Origin of the sequence: Paraburkholderia phenazinium, assembly GCF_900142845.1 — a bacterium.
Taxonomy (GTDB): Bacteria; Pseudomonadota; Gammaproteobacteria; order Burkholderiales; family Burkholderiaceae; genus Paraburkholderia; species Paraburkholderia phenazinium_A.
Genome location: NZ_FSRU01000002.1, coordinates 133,946 through 149,123, shown reverse-complemented (window position 1 = coordinate 149,123; position 15,178 = coordinate 133,946). Strand labels below are relative to the sequence as shown.

Here is a 15,178-nt window from a genome sequence, read left to right as displayed (position 1 = left end):
CACCGCCTGTTAGGGCCTGCTCTCCAGAATACCGTCATCGGGTAATCCACCATTCGTACTTGCCCTAAACGACTGACGCACGCGGAGCATTGCGCGTATGTATCTAAACGGAGCAGCTTTCGATGTTAAAAATTGTCCGGCTAGCCTTAACGCGGCCTTACACGTTCATCGTGCTTGCGTTGCTGATCCTCGTGATCGGCCCGCTGTCCGCACTGCGCACGCCGACCGATATCTTCCCCGATATCCGCATCCCCGTGATCAGCGTCGTGTGGAACTACGCGGGCCTGCAACCGGACGACATGGCCGGACGCATCGTCACCTACTATGAGCGTACGCTCGGCACCACCGTCAACGACGTCCAGCACATCGAATCGCAATCGTTCCGCGGTTACGGCATCGTCAAGATCTTCTTTCAGCCGAGCGTCGACATTCGCACCGCGACCGCCCAGGTCACCTCGGTTTCGCAAACGGTGTTGAAACAGATGCCGCCGGGCACGACGCCGCCGCAGATCCTGAACTACAGCGCGTCGACCGTGCCGGTGCTGCAACTGGCGCTGACCAGCAATACGCTCGACGAACAGAAGCTCGCCGACTACGCGACCAACTTCATTCGCCCGCAACTGCTGAGCGTGCCCGGCGTGGCGATTCCGACCGCCTACGGCGGCAAAACGCGCGAAGTGCAGATCGACCTCGACCCGCAGGCGCTGCAGGAGAAAAAGCTCTCGGCCCAGGACGTAGCGAACGCGCTCGCGCAGCAGAACCAGATCATTCCGGCCGGCACGCAGAAAATCGGCCGCTTCGAATACAACATCAAACTGAATAACAGTCCGCTCGCGCTGCAGGAACTGAACGCGCTGCCGATCAAGACGGTGGACGGCGCAACCATCTACATTCGCGACGTCGCCCACGTGCGCGACGGCTATCCGCCGCAGACCAACATCGTGCGCGTCGACGGCCACCGTGCGGTGCTGATGAGCATCCTGAAGAACGGTTCGGCTTCGACGCTCGACATCATCGCGGGCGTCAAGGCCAAACTGCCGCTCATCGAAGAGACGCTGCCGCCCGGCCTCAAGCTCGTCACGATGGGCGACCAGTCGACCTTCGTGAAAGGCGCCGTCAGCGGCGTCGCGCGCGAAGGCGTCATCGCCGCCGCCCTGACCTCGTTGATGATCCTGCTGTTCCTCGGTAGCTGGCGCTCCACGCTGATCATCGCGGCGTCGATTCCGCTCGCCGTGCTGGCCGCCATCGCCGGTCTCTCGGCGATGGGCGAAACGCTCAACGTGATGACGCTCGGCGGTCTCGCGCTCGCGGTGGGGATTCTGGTCGACGACGCCACGGTGACGATCGAAAACATCAACTGGCACCTCGAGCAAGGCAAGGACGTCCGAACCGCGATCATGGACGGCGCGGCGCAGATCGTCGGCCCTGCATTCGTCTCGCTGCTGTGTATCTGTATCGTGTTCGTGCCGATGCTGCTGCTGAACGGCATCGCCCGCTACCTGTTCGTGCCGATGGCCGAAGCGGTGATCTTCGCGATGGTCGCCTCGTTCGTGCTGTCGCGTACGTTCGTGCCGATGCTCGCGCAATACCTGCTGCGCCCGCACGCCTCCGGCGGTCATGCCTCCGGCGAACTGGCAGCCGTGATGGACTCGCACAGCGGCCCGCACCACGCCCCCCTTTCGCGCAATCCGCTGGTGCGCTTTCAGCGCGGCTTCGAGCATCGCTTCGAACGGGTGCGTGGCGTCTACCGCATCGTGCTCGGCCTCGCGCTCACGAACCGCAAGCGTTTCGTGGTCGGCTTCCTGATCGTGGTGGGCGCCTCGTTCCTGCTCGCGCCGTGGCTCGGCCGCAATTTCTTTCCGAGCATCGATTCGGGCGAAATCACCCTGCACGTGCGCGCGCCGATCGGCACGCGCATCGAAGACACGGCCGACGAGTTCGATCACATCGAAAACGCCGTGCGCCGTCTGATCCCACCGGATCAACTCGCCAGCATCATCGACAATATCGGCCTGCCCAACAGCGGTATCAACCTGACCTATAACAATAGCGGCACGACCGGTCCGGAAGACGGCGACATCATGATTTCGCTGAACGAAAATCATGCACCGACCGCGGACTACGTGAAGAAACTGCGCGAGCTGCTGCCGCAGGAGTTTCCCGGCACCACCTTCTCGTTCCTGCCGGCCGATATCGTCAGTCAGATTCTGAATTTCGGTGCGCCCGCACCGATCGACCTGCAGGTGGCCGGCCCGAACCAGGACGGCAACCAGCGCTATGCCACCGAAGTGATGCGCAAGATGCGCCTGATTCCGGGCATTGCCGATACGCGCATCCAGCAGGACTCGACCTACCCGCAGTTCACGGTCTCGGTGGACCGTTCGCGCGCCGATCAACTGGGCATCACCGAGCAGGACGTCACCAACTCCGTGGTGGCGAGCCTCTCCGGCACGAGCCAGGTGTCGCCGACGTACTGGCTGAATCCCAACAACGGGGTGTCGTATCCGATCGTGGCGCAGACGCCGCAATACCGCATGGAGTCGCTTTCGGCGCTGACCAATCTGCCCATCACGGGCAAGGACGGCCAGTCGCAGATCCTGGGCGGTATCGCCAGCATCGAGCGCGGCGTCGGCGATGCGGTCGTCTCGCACTACAACATCGAGCCGCTCTACGACGTCTACGCGACGACGCAAGGCCGCGATCTCGGCGCGGTGGCCTCGGACATCCAGCAAATCCTGCATGCCACCGCCAAGGACGTGCCGAAGGGTTCGGTGGTCACCTTGCGCGGCCAGGTGCAGACCATGAACAGCGCGTTCCTCGGACTCTCGCTCGGTCTCGTCGGCGCGATCGTGCTGATCTACATGCTGATCGTCGTGAACTTCCACTCGTGGGCCGACGCGTTCGTGATCGTCACCGCCTTGCCCGCGGCGCTCGCCGGCATCGTCTGGATGCTGTTCACCAGCCATACGCCGCTCTCGGTGCCGGCGTTGACCGGGGCGATTCTCTGCATGGGCGTCGCGACCGCCAACAGCATTCTGGTGGTGAGCTTCGCCCGCGAGCGTCTCGCGGCGACCGGCAACGCGCTGGTCGCCGCAATGGAAGCCGGCTTCACGCGCTTCCGTCCGGTGTTGATGACCGCGCTCGCCATGATCATCGGCATGGCGCCGATGGCGCTCGGCCTCGGCGACGGCGGCGAACAGAACGCGCCGCTCGGCCGGGCCGTGATCGGCGGCCTGATCTGCGCCACCTTCGCCACGCTGCTGTTCGTCCCGGTTGTGTTTAGCCTCGTGCACCGCCGCGATGCGGCGAAGCATCCTCCTGCCAAAGATAAAGATCACCCTACTTCCGACACCGGAGTCGTCCATGTCCACTGATATCGAAATCAATTCGCCGAAGCGGTTGCGTCATCTGAAGCTGGTCGGCATCGTGGTGCTGCTCGCCGCCGCAGGGGTCGTGACGACCGGCATCTTCACCCGCGTGCACGCCAAACAGGAAATGACCACCTGGTCCGCCGAGCAGGCCATTCCGACCGTGGCCGCTTACACGCCGAGCCGCCAGGGCGCCACCCAATCGCTGATCCTGCCGGGCCATTTATCGGCCTTCGTCGACGCGCCGATCTATGCGCGGGTGCCCGGTTATCTACATGCCTGGTATGCGGATATCGGCACGCATGTGAAGGCCGGACAACTGCTCGGCGTGATCGACACGCCCGATCTCGACCAGCAGTTGCTGCAGGCCAAAGCCGATCTGGACAATGCGCAGGCGAACGAAAAGCTGGCGGCGTCCACCGCCAAACGCTGGACCGAAATGCTCAAGCAGGATTCGGTCTCGCAGCAGGACACCGATGAAAAGACCAGCGACCTCACCGCCAAGCTGGCCAGCGTCGCGGCGGCCCAGGCGAACGTGAACCGCCTCGAAGCGCTGGAGTCGTTCAAGCGCATCACCGCGCCGTTCGACGGCATCGTGACCGCGCGCAAGACCGACATCGGCGACCTGATCGACGCGGGCGGCGGCGACGGTCATGAACTCTTCACGGTGTCCGACGCGCGTCAGTTGCGAGTCTATGTGAGCGTGCCGCAAAGCGACGCCGCCGCCATCAAGCCGGGCATGACCGCGACGCTGACCGTGCCCGAACGCCCCGGCATGAAGTTCGACGCGAAGCTGGTCGACACCGACGATTCGATCACGCCGTCCTCGGGCACCCTGCTCGTGCAGCTGGCGGTCGACAATCAGAACGGTCTGCTGATTCCGGGCGAATACACCGAAGTGCACTTCGCCATGCCGACCGATCCGCACTCGCTGCTGATCCCGGCCAGCTCGCTGATTTTCCGGCAAAGCGGTTTGCAGGTGGCGGTGGTCGGCAAGGACAATCACGCGATCCTCAAGCCCGTCACGATCGCCACCGATCTGGGCACCCAGGTCGAGATCGGTTCGGGCCTCGACGCCGGCGACCGCGTGATCGACAACCCGCCCGATTCGATCGCCACGGGCGACGCAGTGCGGGTTGCTGCCACCCACGCGTCCAACGCGCCCGCCACCTCGCTCGCCGACCGTCGCGACGCGGAGCGCGCTCATGGTTGAGTTCACGTTCAAGCGCAGCCTCTGTGTCGCGCTGGCGGTCAGCGCGCTGTTCAGCGGTTGCTCGTTTGCGCCGACCTATCAGGTGCCGCCTACGGCGATCCCGACGGCCTTCAAGGAGGGCGGCGCGTGGCAACTGGCGAAGCCCGCCGATCAGGTGCCGCGCGACGCATGGTGGCAGGTGTATCACGACCCGGTGCTCGACAGGCTCGAGGTGCTGGTGGCCGCGGCCAATCCCGACGTGGCCGCCGCCGTCGCACGGCATGACGAGGCCGTCGACTATCTGGCGCAGGCGCGCTCGGGCCTGTTCCCGACCATCGGCGCGGGCGCCAATGTGTCGACCAACCGGCAATCGGACAACCGGCCGTTGCGCGGCACGGATCAACCGTCGGTGTATGGATCGAATACCGTCGACGTCGGCATCGACTACGACCTCGATCTGTGGGGCAAGGTGCGCAACGAAGTCAGCGCGGGCCGCGCGGCCGCCCAGGCCGCCGACGCCGATCTCGCCTCGGTACGTCTGAGCCTGCAGGCGAGTCTCGCCGACGCCTATTTCAATCTGCGCGGACTCGATGAGCAGCAGCAGCTTCTCGCGGACACGATCAGCACCTACGAGCGTGCCTTGAAGCTGACCATGAGCCGGCACGCCGGCGGCATTGCTTCGGACCTCGATGTATCGCGCGCGCAGACCCAGCTCGCTTCGGCGCGCGCCTCCGCCGAGGACGTCAAGGCCAGCCGCGCGTTGTATGAGCATGCCATCGCGTCGCTCACCGGCGTACCGGCCTCGTCGTTCTCGCTGGCACCGTCGATCGGACTGGCCTATCTGCCGTCGCTTCCCACCGGCGTGCCGGCCGCGCTGCTGCAGCGGCGGCCCGACATCGCGGCGGCCGAACGGCGCGTGGCGGAAGCGAACGCGAAGATCGGCGTCGCCAAGGCGGCGTTCTTCCCGGATGTCTCGCTCGGACTCGACGGCGGCTTCCAGAGCGACACGCTGTCGCCATGGATCATGGCGCCCAATGAAATCTGGTCGATCGGTCCGAGTCTCGTGATGACGCTGTTCGACGGCGGACGCCGCGAAGCCATCACCCAGGAAGCACGCGCCACGCTGGCGGAGAACGGCGCCAAATACAAGGCCACCGTATTGCTGGCGTTCCAGCAGGTCGAAGACAATCTGGCGCAACTGCATCATCTGGGTGACGAAGCCACGCAGGAAAACGAAGCGCTCACCGACGCGCAGCGCACCCTGAATCTCTCGATGTCGCGCTATCGCGACGGGGTGGTCAGTTATCTGGACGTGGTGACCGCGCAGACCACCGAGCTCAATACGCAGATCCTCGCGTTAAACGTGAATACGCGGCGTCTGCTGGCTTCGGTGGGGTTGATCGAGGCGTTGGGTGGCGGATGGTCGGCCGATCAGTCTGCGGTGGCCGCAGCGCCTGCGAAGCCGGTGCAGGCGCAGGCCCAGCCGGTTGCGGTGAGCAAGCTGGCGGATGCCGGTTGAGCGTGCGCTCGACGCGAGGGCGCGCAGCGCCTTCGCAGTATGAATTTCTTTTCACCTTCACACCGTCAATCCGCTATACCGCGTTGACTATCCTGTTCATCAACCAGACAGCGAATCGCTTGCAGCCTGGGCTGACCAACCCGAAACAAGACAACCTGAATATAGTAAGGAGAACCAACATGAAGACTTTCATGATCGCTATCGCATTCGTCGGCGCCACGGCTACCGCTTCGGCTTTCGCACAGTCCGCTCCGGCGGCGGCCCAGCAACCGGTGGCAGCCACCCAGGTCGCGTCGAACGCGACCCCGTCGGTCGGCCAGGCCGGCCAATGGGTCCCGCCGACGGCCGAAGCCAACGGCGCCAAGACGCGCGCGCAGGTCTACCAGGAACTGGTGCAATCCGAAAAGGACGGCGAGCTCAACTACCTCAACTCGACGATCTACTCGCACTAAAACCGGCACGGCATGGGACTGTCCCGCTTCTGCCAGCCTCGTTGCGCTTCGCCAATGTAAAGAGCGCGCTCCCCGGATGGGTGAGCGCGCTCGTTTCATTATTCTCCGCGCCTCCTGGAGGCGCCATGCCAGACGCTAAGGACCAGGAACCAGGCGCTAGGACGATCCCGTCGCAATCTGATAGCCGTAACGGCTGACCGTCTCAATGTGGACGCCCGGCAGATGCTGCGCGAGTTTGCGCCGCAGGCGCGAGACCACCAGATTGACGCTCGACGGATCGACGTCGTCCTTTTCCGGCCACGCATAGCGAATCAGTTGCTCGCGCGGCACGGGCGCGTTCAACTGGCGCAGCAGGCACTCGAGCAGCAGGTATTCGCGCCGCGTCACCACCAGCCGGTGCTCGCCGTCCACCAGTTCGTGCGTGAGCGGATTGAGCGCCAGCGTGGTGCTCGCGGCGGCCGCGCTCGCCGGTTGATCGTGCGCGGCGCGCGAGACCGCCGTGCGCCGCAGCGCCTGCATCCGTTCATGCATTTCGATGAACGAATACGGTTGCCCGAAACAGGCGTCGGCGCCGGCCCGCAGTGCGCGGGTGCGATCCTGCGCACCGGACTGGCCCAGCACGACGATCAGCGCGGCGCCCGCGCCGGCCTCGACAAACTGCGGCAGCGCCGCCAGCAAGCCCGCATACGACGGCGGGTCGAGCGACATCACGACAATCGTATCGAACGCCTCCTGAGTCGCGAGAAACGCGCCGTCGCGCAGGTCCTCCGCGCGCTGCAGGCTGTGGGCACTCTCCTGCAAGGCCTTATACAGCCATGACGATTCGGGATGCGGTGCGGCGACGAACAGGATGCGCATTCAGCCACCTGTCAAAGCGGGATGGGAAAGGAAACCGGACACGCGAGGGCGAGCGGAACCGGTCATGCCAATGTCCTCGACCAACATTCGATACTCACGCGTGCGCCAGGTTCCGCGTTACCGATGCGCATCGTGAAGTCATGCACGCGGATCACCGCCGAGACGATGCTGAGACCGAGGCCCGAACCGGCCAGGTGACGCGTGCGCTCGCCGCGGTAGAAGCGTTGCAGCACGGCGTCGCGCTCATCCAGCGGGATGCCCGGGCCGTTGTCGACGATCTCCACCAGCGGCCCCGCAGGCGTCCGGCTCAGCACCATGCGCACCGCCCCGCCTGCGGGCGTGAACTTGAAGGCATTGTCGAGCAGGTTGCTGAACGCTTCGAACAGGAGCGCCCGGTCGCCGTGAATGGCTTGCACGCTCTCGGCTTCGACCGCAAAGCTGAGCGAGCGAAGCTCGGCGAGCGGCTCGTACAGTTCGGCGACCTCTTCGACCAGCGCCTGCAGTTCCACCTCGGCAAAGCCGCCGCGCCGTTGCAGGGTGCCGATCTCGGAGATGCGCAGCATGGCGCGAAAGCGGTCGAGCAACGCGTCGGTCTCGCCGCGGGCGCGTTCCACCAGCGTCGTCAAGGCTCCGTCTTCGAGCGCGTCCGAGCGCTCGGCGATGTGTCCCAGCAAGGTGCGCACATGCGCAAGCGGCGTGCGCAGATCGTGGGCGATGCCGTCGCAGGCGCCCTTCACTTCGTTCATCAGGCGTTCGACTTCCGCCAGCATGTGATTGACCAGATGCGCCAGCATGTCGATTTCATCGCGGCCGCCAATCGGCAAACGCTGGCCGAGATCGCCCTGAGCGATGCGCAGGGTCACGCGGCGGATCGCCTTCAGGCGGCGCATCTGCCGCACGCTGAGAGCGAGGCCGCCCACCACGCCCGCCACGAGGCAAAGCACGCCGCCGCCGATCAAGGCGTTGATGATGGTCTCGCGAATCCGCAGGATGTGCGTGAGGTCGCGCGCCAGCACGAGCGTTTCGCCGTCGTGGCGGCGCTCGGCCATCGCCCGCACCACCGGGGCCGGCTCGCCGCCCGTGACCTGCAAGGTGTGGTGGAGTGTCATGCCGTGCCGGTCGGCCTGCAGATCGGGGGGCAGCTTGAGCACGTCGCCGGCGATCAGCTGGCCGTCGGCGGAGAACAACCCGTAGTAGTTAGCATGCATCCGCTCGTGCTCGAGCCGGCGATGAATGGCAGCGGCCAGTTCGCCATGCGGCATCGAGTCGAAATAGATGAGCTGCCATTCCATCACGACGTCGGTTTCGCGCTCCATGTCGCCCGTCACCGCGCAGCCGATAAACGCCAGCAGCGACATCACCGAAAGGGAGAAGATGACGGCATAGACCGCAATCAGGCGAAAGGTCGTGGAATGCCAGCGGCGCCCCAGTGCGGATTGCGCGGGGAAAGAGTGGTCCGTCAAGATAGTCTGCTCACGCGAGGATATAACCCGAGCCCCGCACGGTCTGGATCATCTGTTTGACGCCCGGTGGATCGATCTTCTTGCGCAGGCGGCCCATGTGCACGTCGATCAGGTTGGTGCCCGGATCGAAGTGGTAGCCCCACACCGCTTCGAACAGCATGGTGCGGGTAATGGTCTGGCCGGCGTGGCGCATCATGAATTCGAGCACGCGGTATTCGGTGGGCAGCAGCACGATCTCTTCGCCGTCGCGCTGAACCTTGCGCGAAATCAGATCGAGTTCGAGGGGCCCGACGCGCAGCGTCGTTTCGAACGGCGTGGTCGGAGTTTGACTGCGGCGCAACAGGACTTCGAGGCGCGCGGTCATCTCTTCGGGGTCGAAGGGTTTGGTCAGGTAGTCGTCGCCGCCGGCCCGCAAGCCGCGCACGCGTTCGTCCACGTCGCCCAGCGCGCTCAGCATCAGAACCGGCGTCTGGATGCCGATGCTGCGCATGGTGGTGAGGATGGTCAGCCCGTCGACGCCCGGCAGCATGCGGTCGAGCGTGATCACGTCGTACTCGTCGCTCATGGCGCGCGCCATGCCGTCGCGGCCGTTCGCCACCCAGTCCACGGTAAAGCCGCGGCTCTTCAGCTCACCGACAATTTCGTTGGCGGTGATCTCGTCATCTTCGATGGTCAGCACTCGCGACATGATGATTTCACGCGCAGCGACAAACTCGGCCAACTTGAGCGGCGTGCGCGACGGGTTATCGGTAGAAGGACATGATGCCATATTCGGCTAGCGGGTTGAATTCGAGTCGGACGGCACGCAAAGCACCGTGGCGTAGGGGTGACAGCGATGTGCACAGGCTACGCGCGCGCAAGTAACCGTCACGCATCGGTTTCATTAAAAAACATTTAAGTTCGCGAAGGGCGCCAGCACCGGCGGGGGTGAGCGGGCGACGCCCGGTTTGGCGGCCTGCGCGGCCGCGGCCTGGAGATGAAGGATCTTTCATGGTTGCGAGGGCGAAACGGTATCGCCCATCCACTAGCCTGTTTGCATGCAACGGCCCCTTGCCGCTGCCCTTGACCACCTGATCCATGGAGGATGCAAACATGAAACTCGCCACCCGTACCGTCTTGATGACCCTTCTGCTCGCAGGCAGCGCGTCTGCCATGGCTGCGCCGGGACTCACGCCGAAGCAGTGCAACTCGTATCCGTTCACGCACACGAAGGGCGAGGTCACGCACAAGCAACTGATGCGCGAACTCGGAGAACTGGAAGCCGTGGGTTATGACCCGACCGCCAACGAAAACATCTACCCCGCCGACATCCAGGCGGCCGAACAGAAACTGCAGGCTGAATATCGCGCCGACTGCATGCCGGCCGCATCCGCGACGAATGCGCAGGGCGTCGCCAATCCGGCCAGCTAATTGTCAATCGGGCGCCAATCGAGCGTCGCTCGGAAGCCCATCGTGCAACGTGAATCGGGCAAACGCCCGCCCTGAAAAATTCTTCATGTTGGCGGCAGAGATTTTCATCTCTGCCGCGCCCCTCTCGAAGCGCATTCATCGCGCTTGCGACGCCACTGCGACTCTCATAGTGCGCAAGCGCCGCCCTCGCCACGCGCGAACCGCGCAACGCCAACTGCACCCGCTTCGTCTGCACCGCCTGCTCGGGCCGCAATACGTTTTTTTCCTCGTGCAGTCAACCGCTCGCCTGCTTTAGAATCGACCCGCGCAGCGCCTATTCTTAATGCTGTTTTCCAGCGTGCCGTAAATCAGTATTAACGCGAGCCTTCACAACCTTACAACATCATTCGGCATATCGTTGAGCGCAAACGGATTTTCTGGCCGGATCGTCCGTGATTGTAAGCAAACTGGCGCAACAGCCCGCTCACGATTAGAGCGCACCCTCTAAACACAGTATGCCCCTATCAAAAAAAGTTTGACGCGCGATTTTGAACTGATATCGTTCCGTCGCAGGAATCACAGCCAAGTAGCGCTGGCCTGTGAAAAACGTGTGACGTTCGAGCTTCTTTTCGTTCGTCGCAGCCTGTGCCAAACCGAAGGGGATGTATCAAATACCGTCTATTAGTACTTCTACGCAGATAGATTACTGGCTGTTTCCGCTCATCCCCGCGGACCGCTCAGAATCTGTCCGAAGCGGGCACACGCCTTGCACACAGACGGCGTGATGCCGTTGCACCCGGGATAGGAAGCGAAGGCTGAGGCCTTGGAGCCCGGGGCGAGTGGTACGGCGACACCCCATCTGGAGTCCAAAAGAATGTTGCGCGCCCGCATTGGGGCTGAAGTAAACAATGTTTCGACGTAGCAAGAACGCTGCAGTCACGGAAATGGGCGGTTCACGCCGGGAGGAACGAAGGTGGTTATGAAAGTTGAAGGGCAGTTTCCGGCGGGCACGTCCCCGGTTCAGAGAACTGGGCGCCCGCGCGAGTTCGGGAAAAAGCAGCAGAACCCCGTGCGCCGCTTTGGCGGTATTGCCGCCGTTCTTCTCCTCCACGTGGTGCTGATTTATGCACTGCTCAACGGCCTCGCCACCAAGGTGGTGCAGGTCATTCAACATCCGATTGAAACCAAGATCATCGAGCCGGTGAAGCCGCCTCCGCCGCCGCCGTTGCCTGTCGTGCAGTTGCCGCCGCCGAAGTTCGCACCGCCGCCGCCGCCGTTCGTGCCGCCGCCGGAAGTGAACGTGCCGACGCCGCCGCAGCCCACCATTACGCACCAGGCCGCACCGGTCGTGGCCCAGCCCGCGCCGCCGCCTGCCCCGCCCGCACCGGTCGCACCGTCCAAGCCGGTGAGCGCTCAGGTTGACGTGGCATGCCCGAACTCCGATCAGGTCCGCTCATCCGTGGTCTATCCGAAGGAAGCTCAGGAAAACAACGTCACGGGTGACGTACTCATCGAATTCGTAGTCGATCCGCAGGGCCATATTACGGATGAGCATGTCGCGAAGTCGTCGGAAGACTCTTCACTCGATCGCGCGGCGTTCAATGCTGTAAAGAAGTTTAGTTGCGTTTCCCAAGGCCAACCTGTCCGTGTCCAGGTTCCGTTCTCGTTTAACCTGAACTGAACCCACGAACCGAGCGGTACCGGTAGCGATTTATTAGTCACGTTGTACAAGTTCAACGCATGAACTGGAGCAGACATGAAGAAGCGTTCTCTCGCCGCAGTGGCGGCAAGCATGGTGTTCGCCGTAACCACGGCGACGACCTTTGTCGCACCGCAAATTGCCTACGCGCAAGCTAGCGACGCAACCGTAGCAGCAGCATCGGCAACCGACGCCGCACCGACGGCTGCACCCGCAGCAGCGCCCGCGGACCAGGCTGTGCCGCCGCCGGCACCGGCCACCTCCGAAACCGTCAACAACCCGTACGGCCTCGGCGCCCTGTGGAAAAACGGCGACTTCGTTGCCCGCTTCGTGCTGATCCTGCTGGTGATCATGTCGATGGGTAGCTGGTACATCATGATCACGAAGTTCTTCGAGCAATACCGCGCCAACCGTCGCGCCAAGAGCGCCGACGAACAGCTGTGGACCGCTCCGTCGCTCGCCGAAGGCGCGAAGCTGCTCGACGAATCGTCGCCGTTCCGCTTCATCGCCGAAACCGCGATCGAAGCCGGCGAACACCACGACGAAGCGCTGCTCGAAGCCGTCGACCGCAACACCTGGATCGACGTGTCGGTCGAGCGCGCCATCACCAACGTGTCGAACCGCCTGCAGGACGGCCTCGCCTTCCTCGGTACGGTCGGCTCCACGGCGCCGTTCGTCGGCCTGTTCGGTACGGTCTGGGGTATTTATCACGCGCTGACGGCCATCGGTATCGCCGGTCAGGCATCGATCGACAAGGTTGCAGGTCCGGTCGGTGAAGCGCTGATCATGACGGCAATCGGTCTGGCCGTCGCGGTTCCGGCTGTGCTCGGCTACAACTTCCTGGTTCGCCGCAACAAGTCGGTGATGGAACGTGTCCGTGCCTTCGGCGCACAACTGCACACCGTCCTGCTGGCCGGCAGCCGTCGCTCGAAGCGCGGCGTCGCAGGTCAGAAGGCTACGCTGGTCGAACAAGCGGGGTAAGTCATGGCTATGAGCGTTGGGCAAGATGGGGATGACGACGAAGTCATCTCCAACATCAACACCACGCCGCTAGTCGATGTGATGCTGGTTTTGCTGATCATCTTCCTGATCACGATTCCTGTTGTTACGCACACGGTGCCGGTGAAGTTGCCGAATGAGGCAGTCCAGCCGCTGCAGACCACGCCCAAAAGTATCGTGATCGCGGTCAACCGCGATGGCGATTTCTTCTGGAACGAGAAGCATGTGGATGCAGCGACGCTGCTCACGCAGTTGAAGACCGTGTCTGTGATGCAACCGCAGCCGGAAGTCAACGTGCGCGGCGACCAGAACACGCGTTACGAGTTTATCGGCCGCGTGATCACCGCCTGCGAGCGTGCTGGCATCGCCAAGGTGTCGTTTATTACTGAGCCGCCGCCGCGCGGAGGTTAAGCGTTGCATGGGATCGGACCCGGCGCTCAAGCGCCCGGTCCGATCGACAGGAAGGAGCTGATTATGGGAATGAACGTATCTTCGGGCGGCGGTAGCGAACCGGATGTGATGGTCGACATCAACACCACGCCGCTGATCGACGTGATGCTGGTGCTGCTGATCATGCTGATCATCACGATTCCGATCCAGACGCACGCCATCAAGATGAACCTGCCGGTCGGCAACCCTCCCCCGCCGCTCGTGCAGCCGGAGGTGGTGCAGATCGATATCGACTTCGACGGCACGATGATGTGGAACGGCACGGTGATCCCGGACCAGGCCACGCTCAACTCCAAGCTGTCTCAGGTTGCTGCTGAGCCGGTGCAGGCTGAGATCCATCTGCTGCCGAACAAGCTGGTGCCGTACAAGGACGTCGCTGCCGTGCTGGCTGCGGCGCAACGTGTCGGCGCCACCAAGATCGGTTTGATCGGCAACGAGCAGTACATGCAATAAGGAAGTGGGAGAGCTAATGATCCATCAACGGTTCAAGCGTGCCGTGATCGCGGCCGCTTTCGGGGGGCTGTCTGCCCTCGTCGTGCTGCCGGGCGCACATGCCGCCGACACGCTGCGCCCCGAAGTGGCCAAGCCGCTCAACGCGGCGCAGGATTCGTACCGGGCTCACAAGTACCAGGACGCGCTGGCGAAGATCGCCCAGGCGGACGCCGTGCCGAACAAGACGCCGTATGAAAGCTATATGGTCGAAGAGATGCGCGGTGCGGCTGCCGCCGCGGCCGGCGACTCCGGCACCGCGGCCAAGGCCTACGAAACGCTGCTGGCATCGGGCAAGCTGACGGGCGCGGACGAACAGCGCACCACGGCGGCGCTCGCCGGCATCTACTTTCAGGAAAAGAGCTATCCGCAGGCTATCAGGACCGCGCAGCGCTACCTGAAGGCAGGCGGCACGGACCCGGACATGCGCGTCCTGCTGATCCAGTCGTACTACCTGTCGGGCGACTGCGCAAACGTGGTGAGCCTGCTCAAGCCTACCGTGGATGCACAGGCGCGCGCCGGTCATGCACCGGACGAGTCGCAACTGCAGTTGCTGGGTACGTGCGCACAGAAGTCCAACGATTCGGCCACCTATCGCGGTGCGCTCGAAAAGCTGGTGGCGTTCCACCCGAAGCAATCGTACTGGGATGACCTGTTCTCGGCGATTCGCAGCAAGCCGGGGTACTCGTCGGGTCTGGATATCGACACCTATCGTCTGCGCCGTGCTACCGGTTCGCTGACGACGGCTGACGACTACATGCAGATGACGCAGCTGGCGATCGTTGCGGGCACAACGGCCGAAGGCAAGCAGGTGATCGATCAGGGCTTCTCGTCCGGCGTGCTGGGTCACGACGCCGGTGCGGATCGCGAGAAGCGTCTGCAGGCGCTGGCGGCCAAGCGTGCGACCAGCACGGTGGACAGCAACGGCGTGCCGATTCCGCCGTTCGATGCGGCCTTCAATCAGGTGTTCGCGGGTCAGGCGCAGCAGGGTCTGGCGACGATGGAAGCCTTGATTGCCAAGGGCGGCCTCGAACATCCGGATCAGGCGCAACTGCATCTGGGCGAAGCGTATTTCATCGCCGGACAGAAGGCCAAGGCGATTCAGGCGTTCAAGGCGGTCAAGGGCGACGATGGATCGGCTGACCTTGCCCGTTTGTGGATTCTGGTAGCGTCGAAGTAAATTGTTGTGAATGAGGCGGCGCCTGCCGCCTCATTAAGCGTTCTCAATAAGCGTTCTCAACGCCCTCCGTCTTTCCGCTCCCCCTGCCCTGCCCCTGTCAAAGACGCTGCGCCTGACCGG

At 63.6% G+C, this 15,178-nt stretch carries 13 protein-coding genes; 10 read left to right on the top strand and 3 right to left on the bottom strand.

Features of this window, described 5'->3' with window-relative positions; genetic code table 11:
- The first annotated feature begins 122 nt into the window (after positions 1 to 122).
- From BUS12_RS17825 to BUS12_RS17810, 4 genes are all read left to right on the top strand, one after another.
- Positions 123 to 3,374, top strand: coding sequence for an efflux RND transporter permease subunit (locus BUS12_RS17825; RefSeq protein WP_074297849.1), 3,252 nt, complete (start codon positions 123 to 125; stop codon positions 3,372 to 3,374).
- Positions 3,364 to 4,581 carry an efflux RND transporter periplasmic adaptor subunit gene (locus BUS12_RS17820; RefSeq protein WP_074297847.1) on the top strand — a complete coding sequence of 406 codons (1,218 nt, stop codon included), beginning with the start codon at positions 3,364 to 3,366 and terminating at the stop codon, positions 4,579 to 4,581. Before BUS12_RS17825 ends, BUS12_RS17820 begins: the two co-directional genes overlap by 11 nt.
- The gene (locus BUS12_RS17815; protein WP_074297845.1) at positions 4,574 to 6,079 is read left to right on the top strand and encodes an efflux transporter outer membrane subunit; all 1,506 of its coding nucleotides are present in this window, start codon (positions 4,574 to 4,576) and stop codon (positions 6,077 to 6,079) included. The genes BUS12_RS17820 and BUS12_RS17815 overlap by 8 nt, the downstream gene beginning before the upstream one ends.
- Positions 6,080 to 6,258: 179 nt before the next feature.
- Positions 6,259 to 6,531, top strand: a complete 273-nt coding sequence (locus BUS12_RS17810; protein WP_074297843.1) for a DUF4148 domain-containing protein — start codon at positions 6,259 to 6,261, stop codon at positions 6,529 to 6,531.
- 156 nt (positions 6,532 to 6,687) lie between these two features.
- Here BUS12_RS17810 and BUS12_RS17805 read toward each other — a convergent pair whose 3' ends face one another.
- The 3 genes from BUS12_RS17805 to BUS12_RS17795 all read right to left on the bottom strand — a co-directional run bounded on the left by BUS12_RS17805 (position 6,688) and on the right by BUS12_RS17795 (position 9,540).
- A complete protein-coding gene (locus BUS12_RS17805) occupies positions 6,688 to 7,389 on the bottom strand; it encodes a response regulator transcription factor (RefSeq protein WP_074297841.1) in 702 nt (233 codons plus the stop codon).
- Positions 7,390 to 7,451: 62 nt separating this feature from the next.
- Positions 7,452 to 8,747, bottom strand: a complete 1,296-nt coding sequence (locus BUS12_RS17800) for a sensor histidine kinase (protein WP_083640707.1) — start codon at positions 8,745 to 8,747, stop codon at positions 7,452 to 7,454.
- 115 nt (positions 8,748 to 8,862) lie between these two features.
- Positions 8,863 to 9,540 carry a response regulator transcription factor gene (locus tag BUS12_RS17795; protein WP_074301553.1) on the bottom strand — a complete coding sequence of 226 codons (678 nt, stop codon included), beginning with the start codon at positions 9,538 to 9,540 and terminating at the stop codon, positions 8,863 to 8,865.
- Between the two features lie 404 nt (positions 9,541 to 9,944).
- Here BUS12_RS17795 and BUS12_RS17790 point away from each other — a divergent pair, with 404 nt between their 5' ends.
- The 6 genes from BUS12_RS17790 to BUS12_RS17765 all read left to right on the top strand — a co-directional run bounded on the left by BUS12_RS17790 (position 9,945) and on the right by BUS12_RS17765 (position 15,058).
- On the top strand, positions 9,945 to 10,262 hold the full coding sequence (locus BUS12_RS17790) for a DUF4148 domain-containing protein (RefSeq protein ID WP_074297837.1): 318 nt from the start codon (positions 9,945 to 9,947) through the stop codon (positions 10,260 to 10,262).
- A gap of 958 nt (positions 10,263 to 11,220) precedes the next feature.
- Positions 11,221 to 11,922, top strand: coding sequence for an energy transducer TonB (locus BUS12_RS17785; RefSeq protein WP_074297835.1), 702 nt, complete (start codon positions 11,221 to 11,223; stop codon positions 11,920 to 11,922).
- 75 nt (positions 11,923 to 11,997) lie between these two features.
- A complete protein-coding gene (locus BUS12_RS17780; RefSeq protein WP_074297833.1) occupies positions 11,998 to 12,921 on the top strand; it encodes a MotA/TolQ/ExbB proton channel family protein in 924 nt (307 codons plus the stop codon).
- A 3-nt stretch (positions 12,922 to 12,924) separates the two neighbouring features.
- Positions 12,925 to 13,350 carry an ExbD/TolR family protein gene (locus tag BUS12_RS17775; RefSeq protein ID WP_074297831.1) on the top strand — a complete coding sequence of 142 codons (426 nt, stop codon included), beginning with the start codon at positions 12,925 to 12,927 and terminating at the stop codon, positions 13,348 to 13,350.
- Positions 13,351 to 13,413: 63 nt separating this feature from the next.
- The gene (locus BUS12_RS17770) at positions 13,414 to 13,842 is read left to right on the top strand and encodes an ExbD/TolR family protein (RefSeq protein ID WP_074297830.1); all 429 of its coding nucleotides are present in this window, start codon (positions 13,414 to 13,416) and stop codon (positions 13,840 to 13,842) included.
- A 16-nt stretch (positions 13,843 to 13,858) separates the two neighbouring features.
- A complete protein-coding gene (locus BUS12_RS17765) occupies positions 13,859 to 15,058 on the top strand; it encodes a tetratricopeptide repeat protein (protein WP_074297828.1) in 1,200 nt (399 codons plus the stop codon).
- The last annotated feature ends 120 nt before the right edge of the window (positions 15,059 to 15,178 follow it).

What these genes read in the sequence shown, in the direction of transcription:
- BUS12_RS17825 (WP_074297849.1), top strand. Translation starts at nt 123, where the DNA reads ATGTTAAAAATTGTCCGGCTAGCCTTAACGCGGCCTTACACGTTCATC.
- BUS12_RS17820 (WP_074297847.1), top strand. Translation starts at nt 3,364, where the DNA reads ATGTCCACTGATATCGAAATCAATTCGCCGAAGCGGTTGCGTCATCTG.
- BUS12_RS17815 (WP_074297845.1), top strand. Translation starts at nt 4,574, where the DNA reads ATGGTTGAGTTCACGTTCAAGCGCAGCCTCTGTGTCGCGCTGGCGGTC.
- BUS12_RS17810 (WP_074297843.1), top strand. Translation starts at nt 6,259, where the DNA reads ATGAAGACTTTCATGATCGCTATCGCATTCGTCGGCGCCACGGCTACC.
- BUS12_RS17805 (WP_074297841.1), bottom strand. Translation starts at nt 7,389, where the DNA reads ATGCGCATCCTGTTCGTCGCCGCACCGCATCCCGAATCGTCATGGCTG.
- BUS12_RS17800 (WP_083640707.1), bottom strand. Translation starts at nt 8,747, where the DNA reads ATGTCGCTGCTGGCGTTTATCGGCTGCGCGGTGACGGGCGACATGGAG.
- BUS12_RS17795 (WP_074301553.1), bottom strand. Translation starts at nt 9,540, where the DNA reads ATGTCGCGAGTGCTGACCATCGAAGATGACGAGATCACCGCCAACGAA.
- BUS12_RS17790 (WP_074297837.1), top strand. Translation starts at nt 9,945, where the DNA reads ATGAAACTCGCCACCCGTACCGTCTTGATGACCCTTCTGCTCGCAGGC.
- BUS12_RS17785 (WP_074297835.1), top strand. Translation starts at nt 11,221, where the DNA reads ATGAAAGTTGAAGGGCAGTTTCCGGCGGGCACGTCCCCGGTTCAGAGA.
- BUS12_RS17780 (WP_074297833.1), top strand. Translation starts at nt 11,998, where the DNA reads ATGAAGAAGCGTTCTCTCGCCGCAGTGGCGGCAAGCATGGTGTTCGCC.
- BUS12_RS17775 (WP_074297831.1), top strand. Translation starts at nt 12,925, where the DNA reads ATGGCTATGAGCGTTGGGCAAGATGGGGATGACGACGAAGTCATCTCC.
- BUS12_RS17770 (WP_074297830.1), top strand. Translation starts at nt 13,414, where the DNA reads ATGGGAATGAACGTATCTTCGGGCGGCGGTAGCGAACCGGATGTGATG.
- BUS12_RS17765 (WP_074297828.1), top strand. Translation starts at nt 13,859, where the DNA reads ATGATCCATCAACGGTTCAAGCGTGCCGTGATCGCGGCCGCTTTCGGG.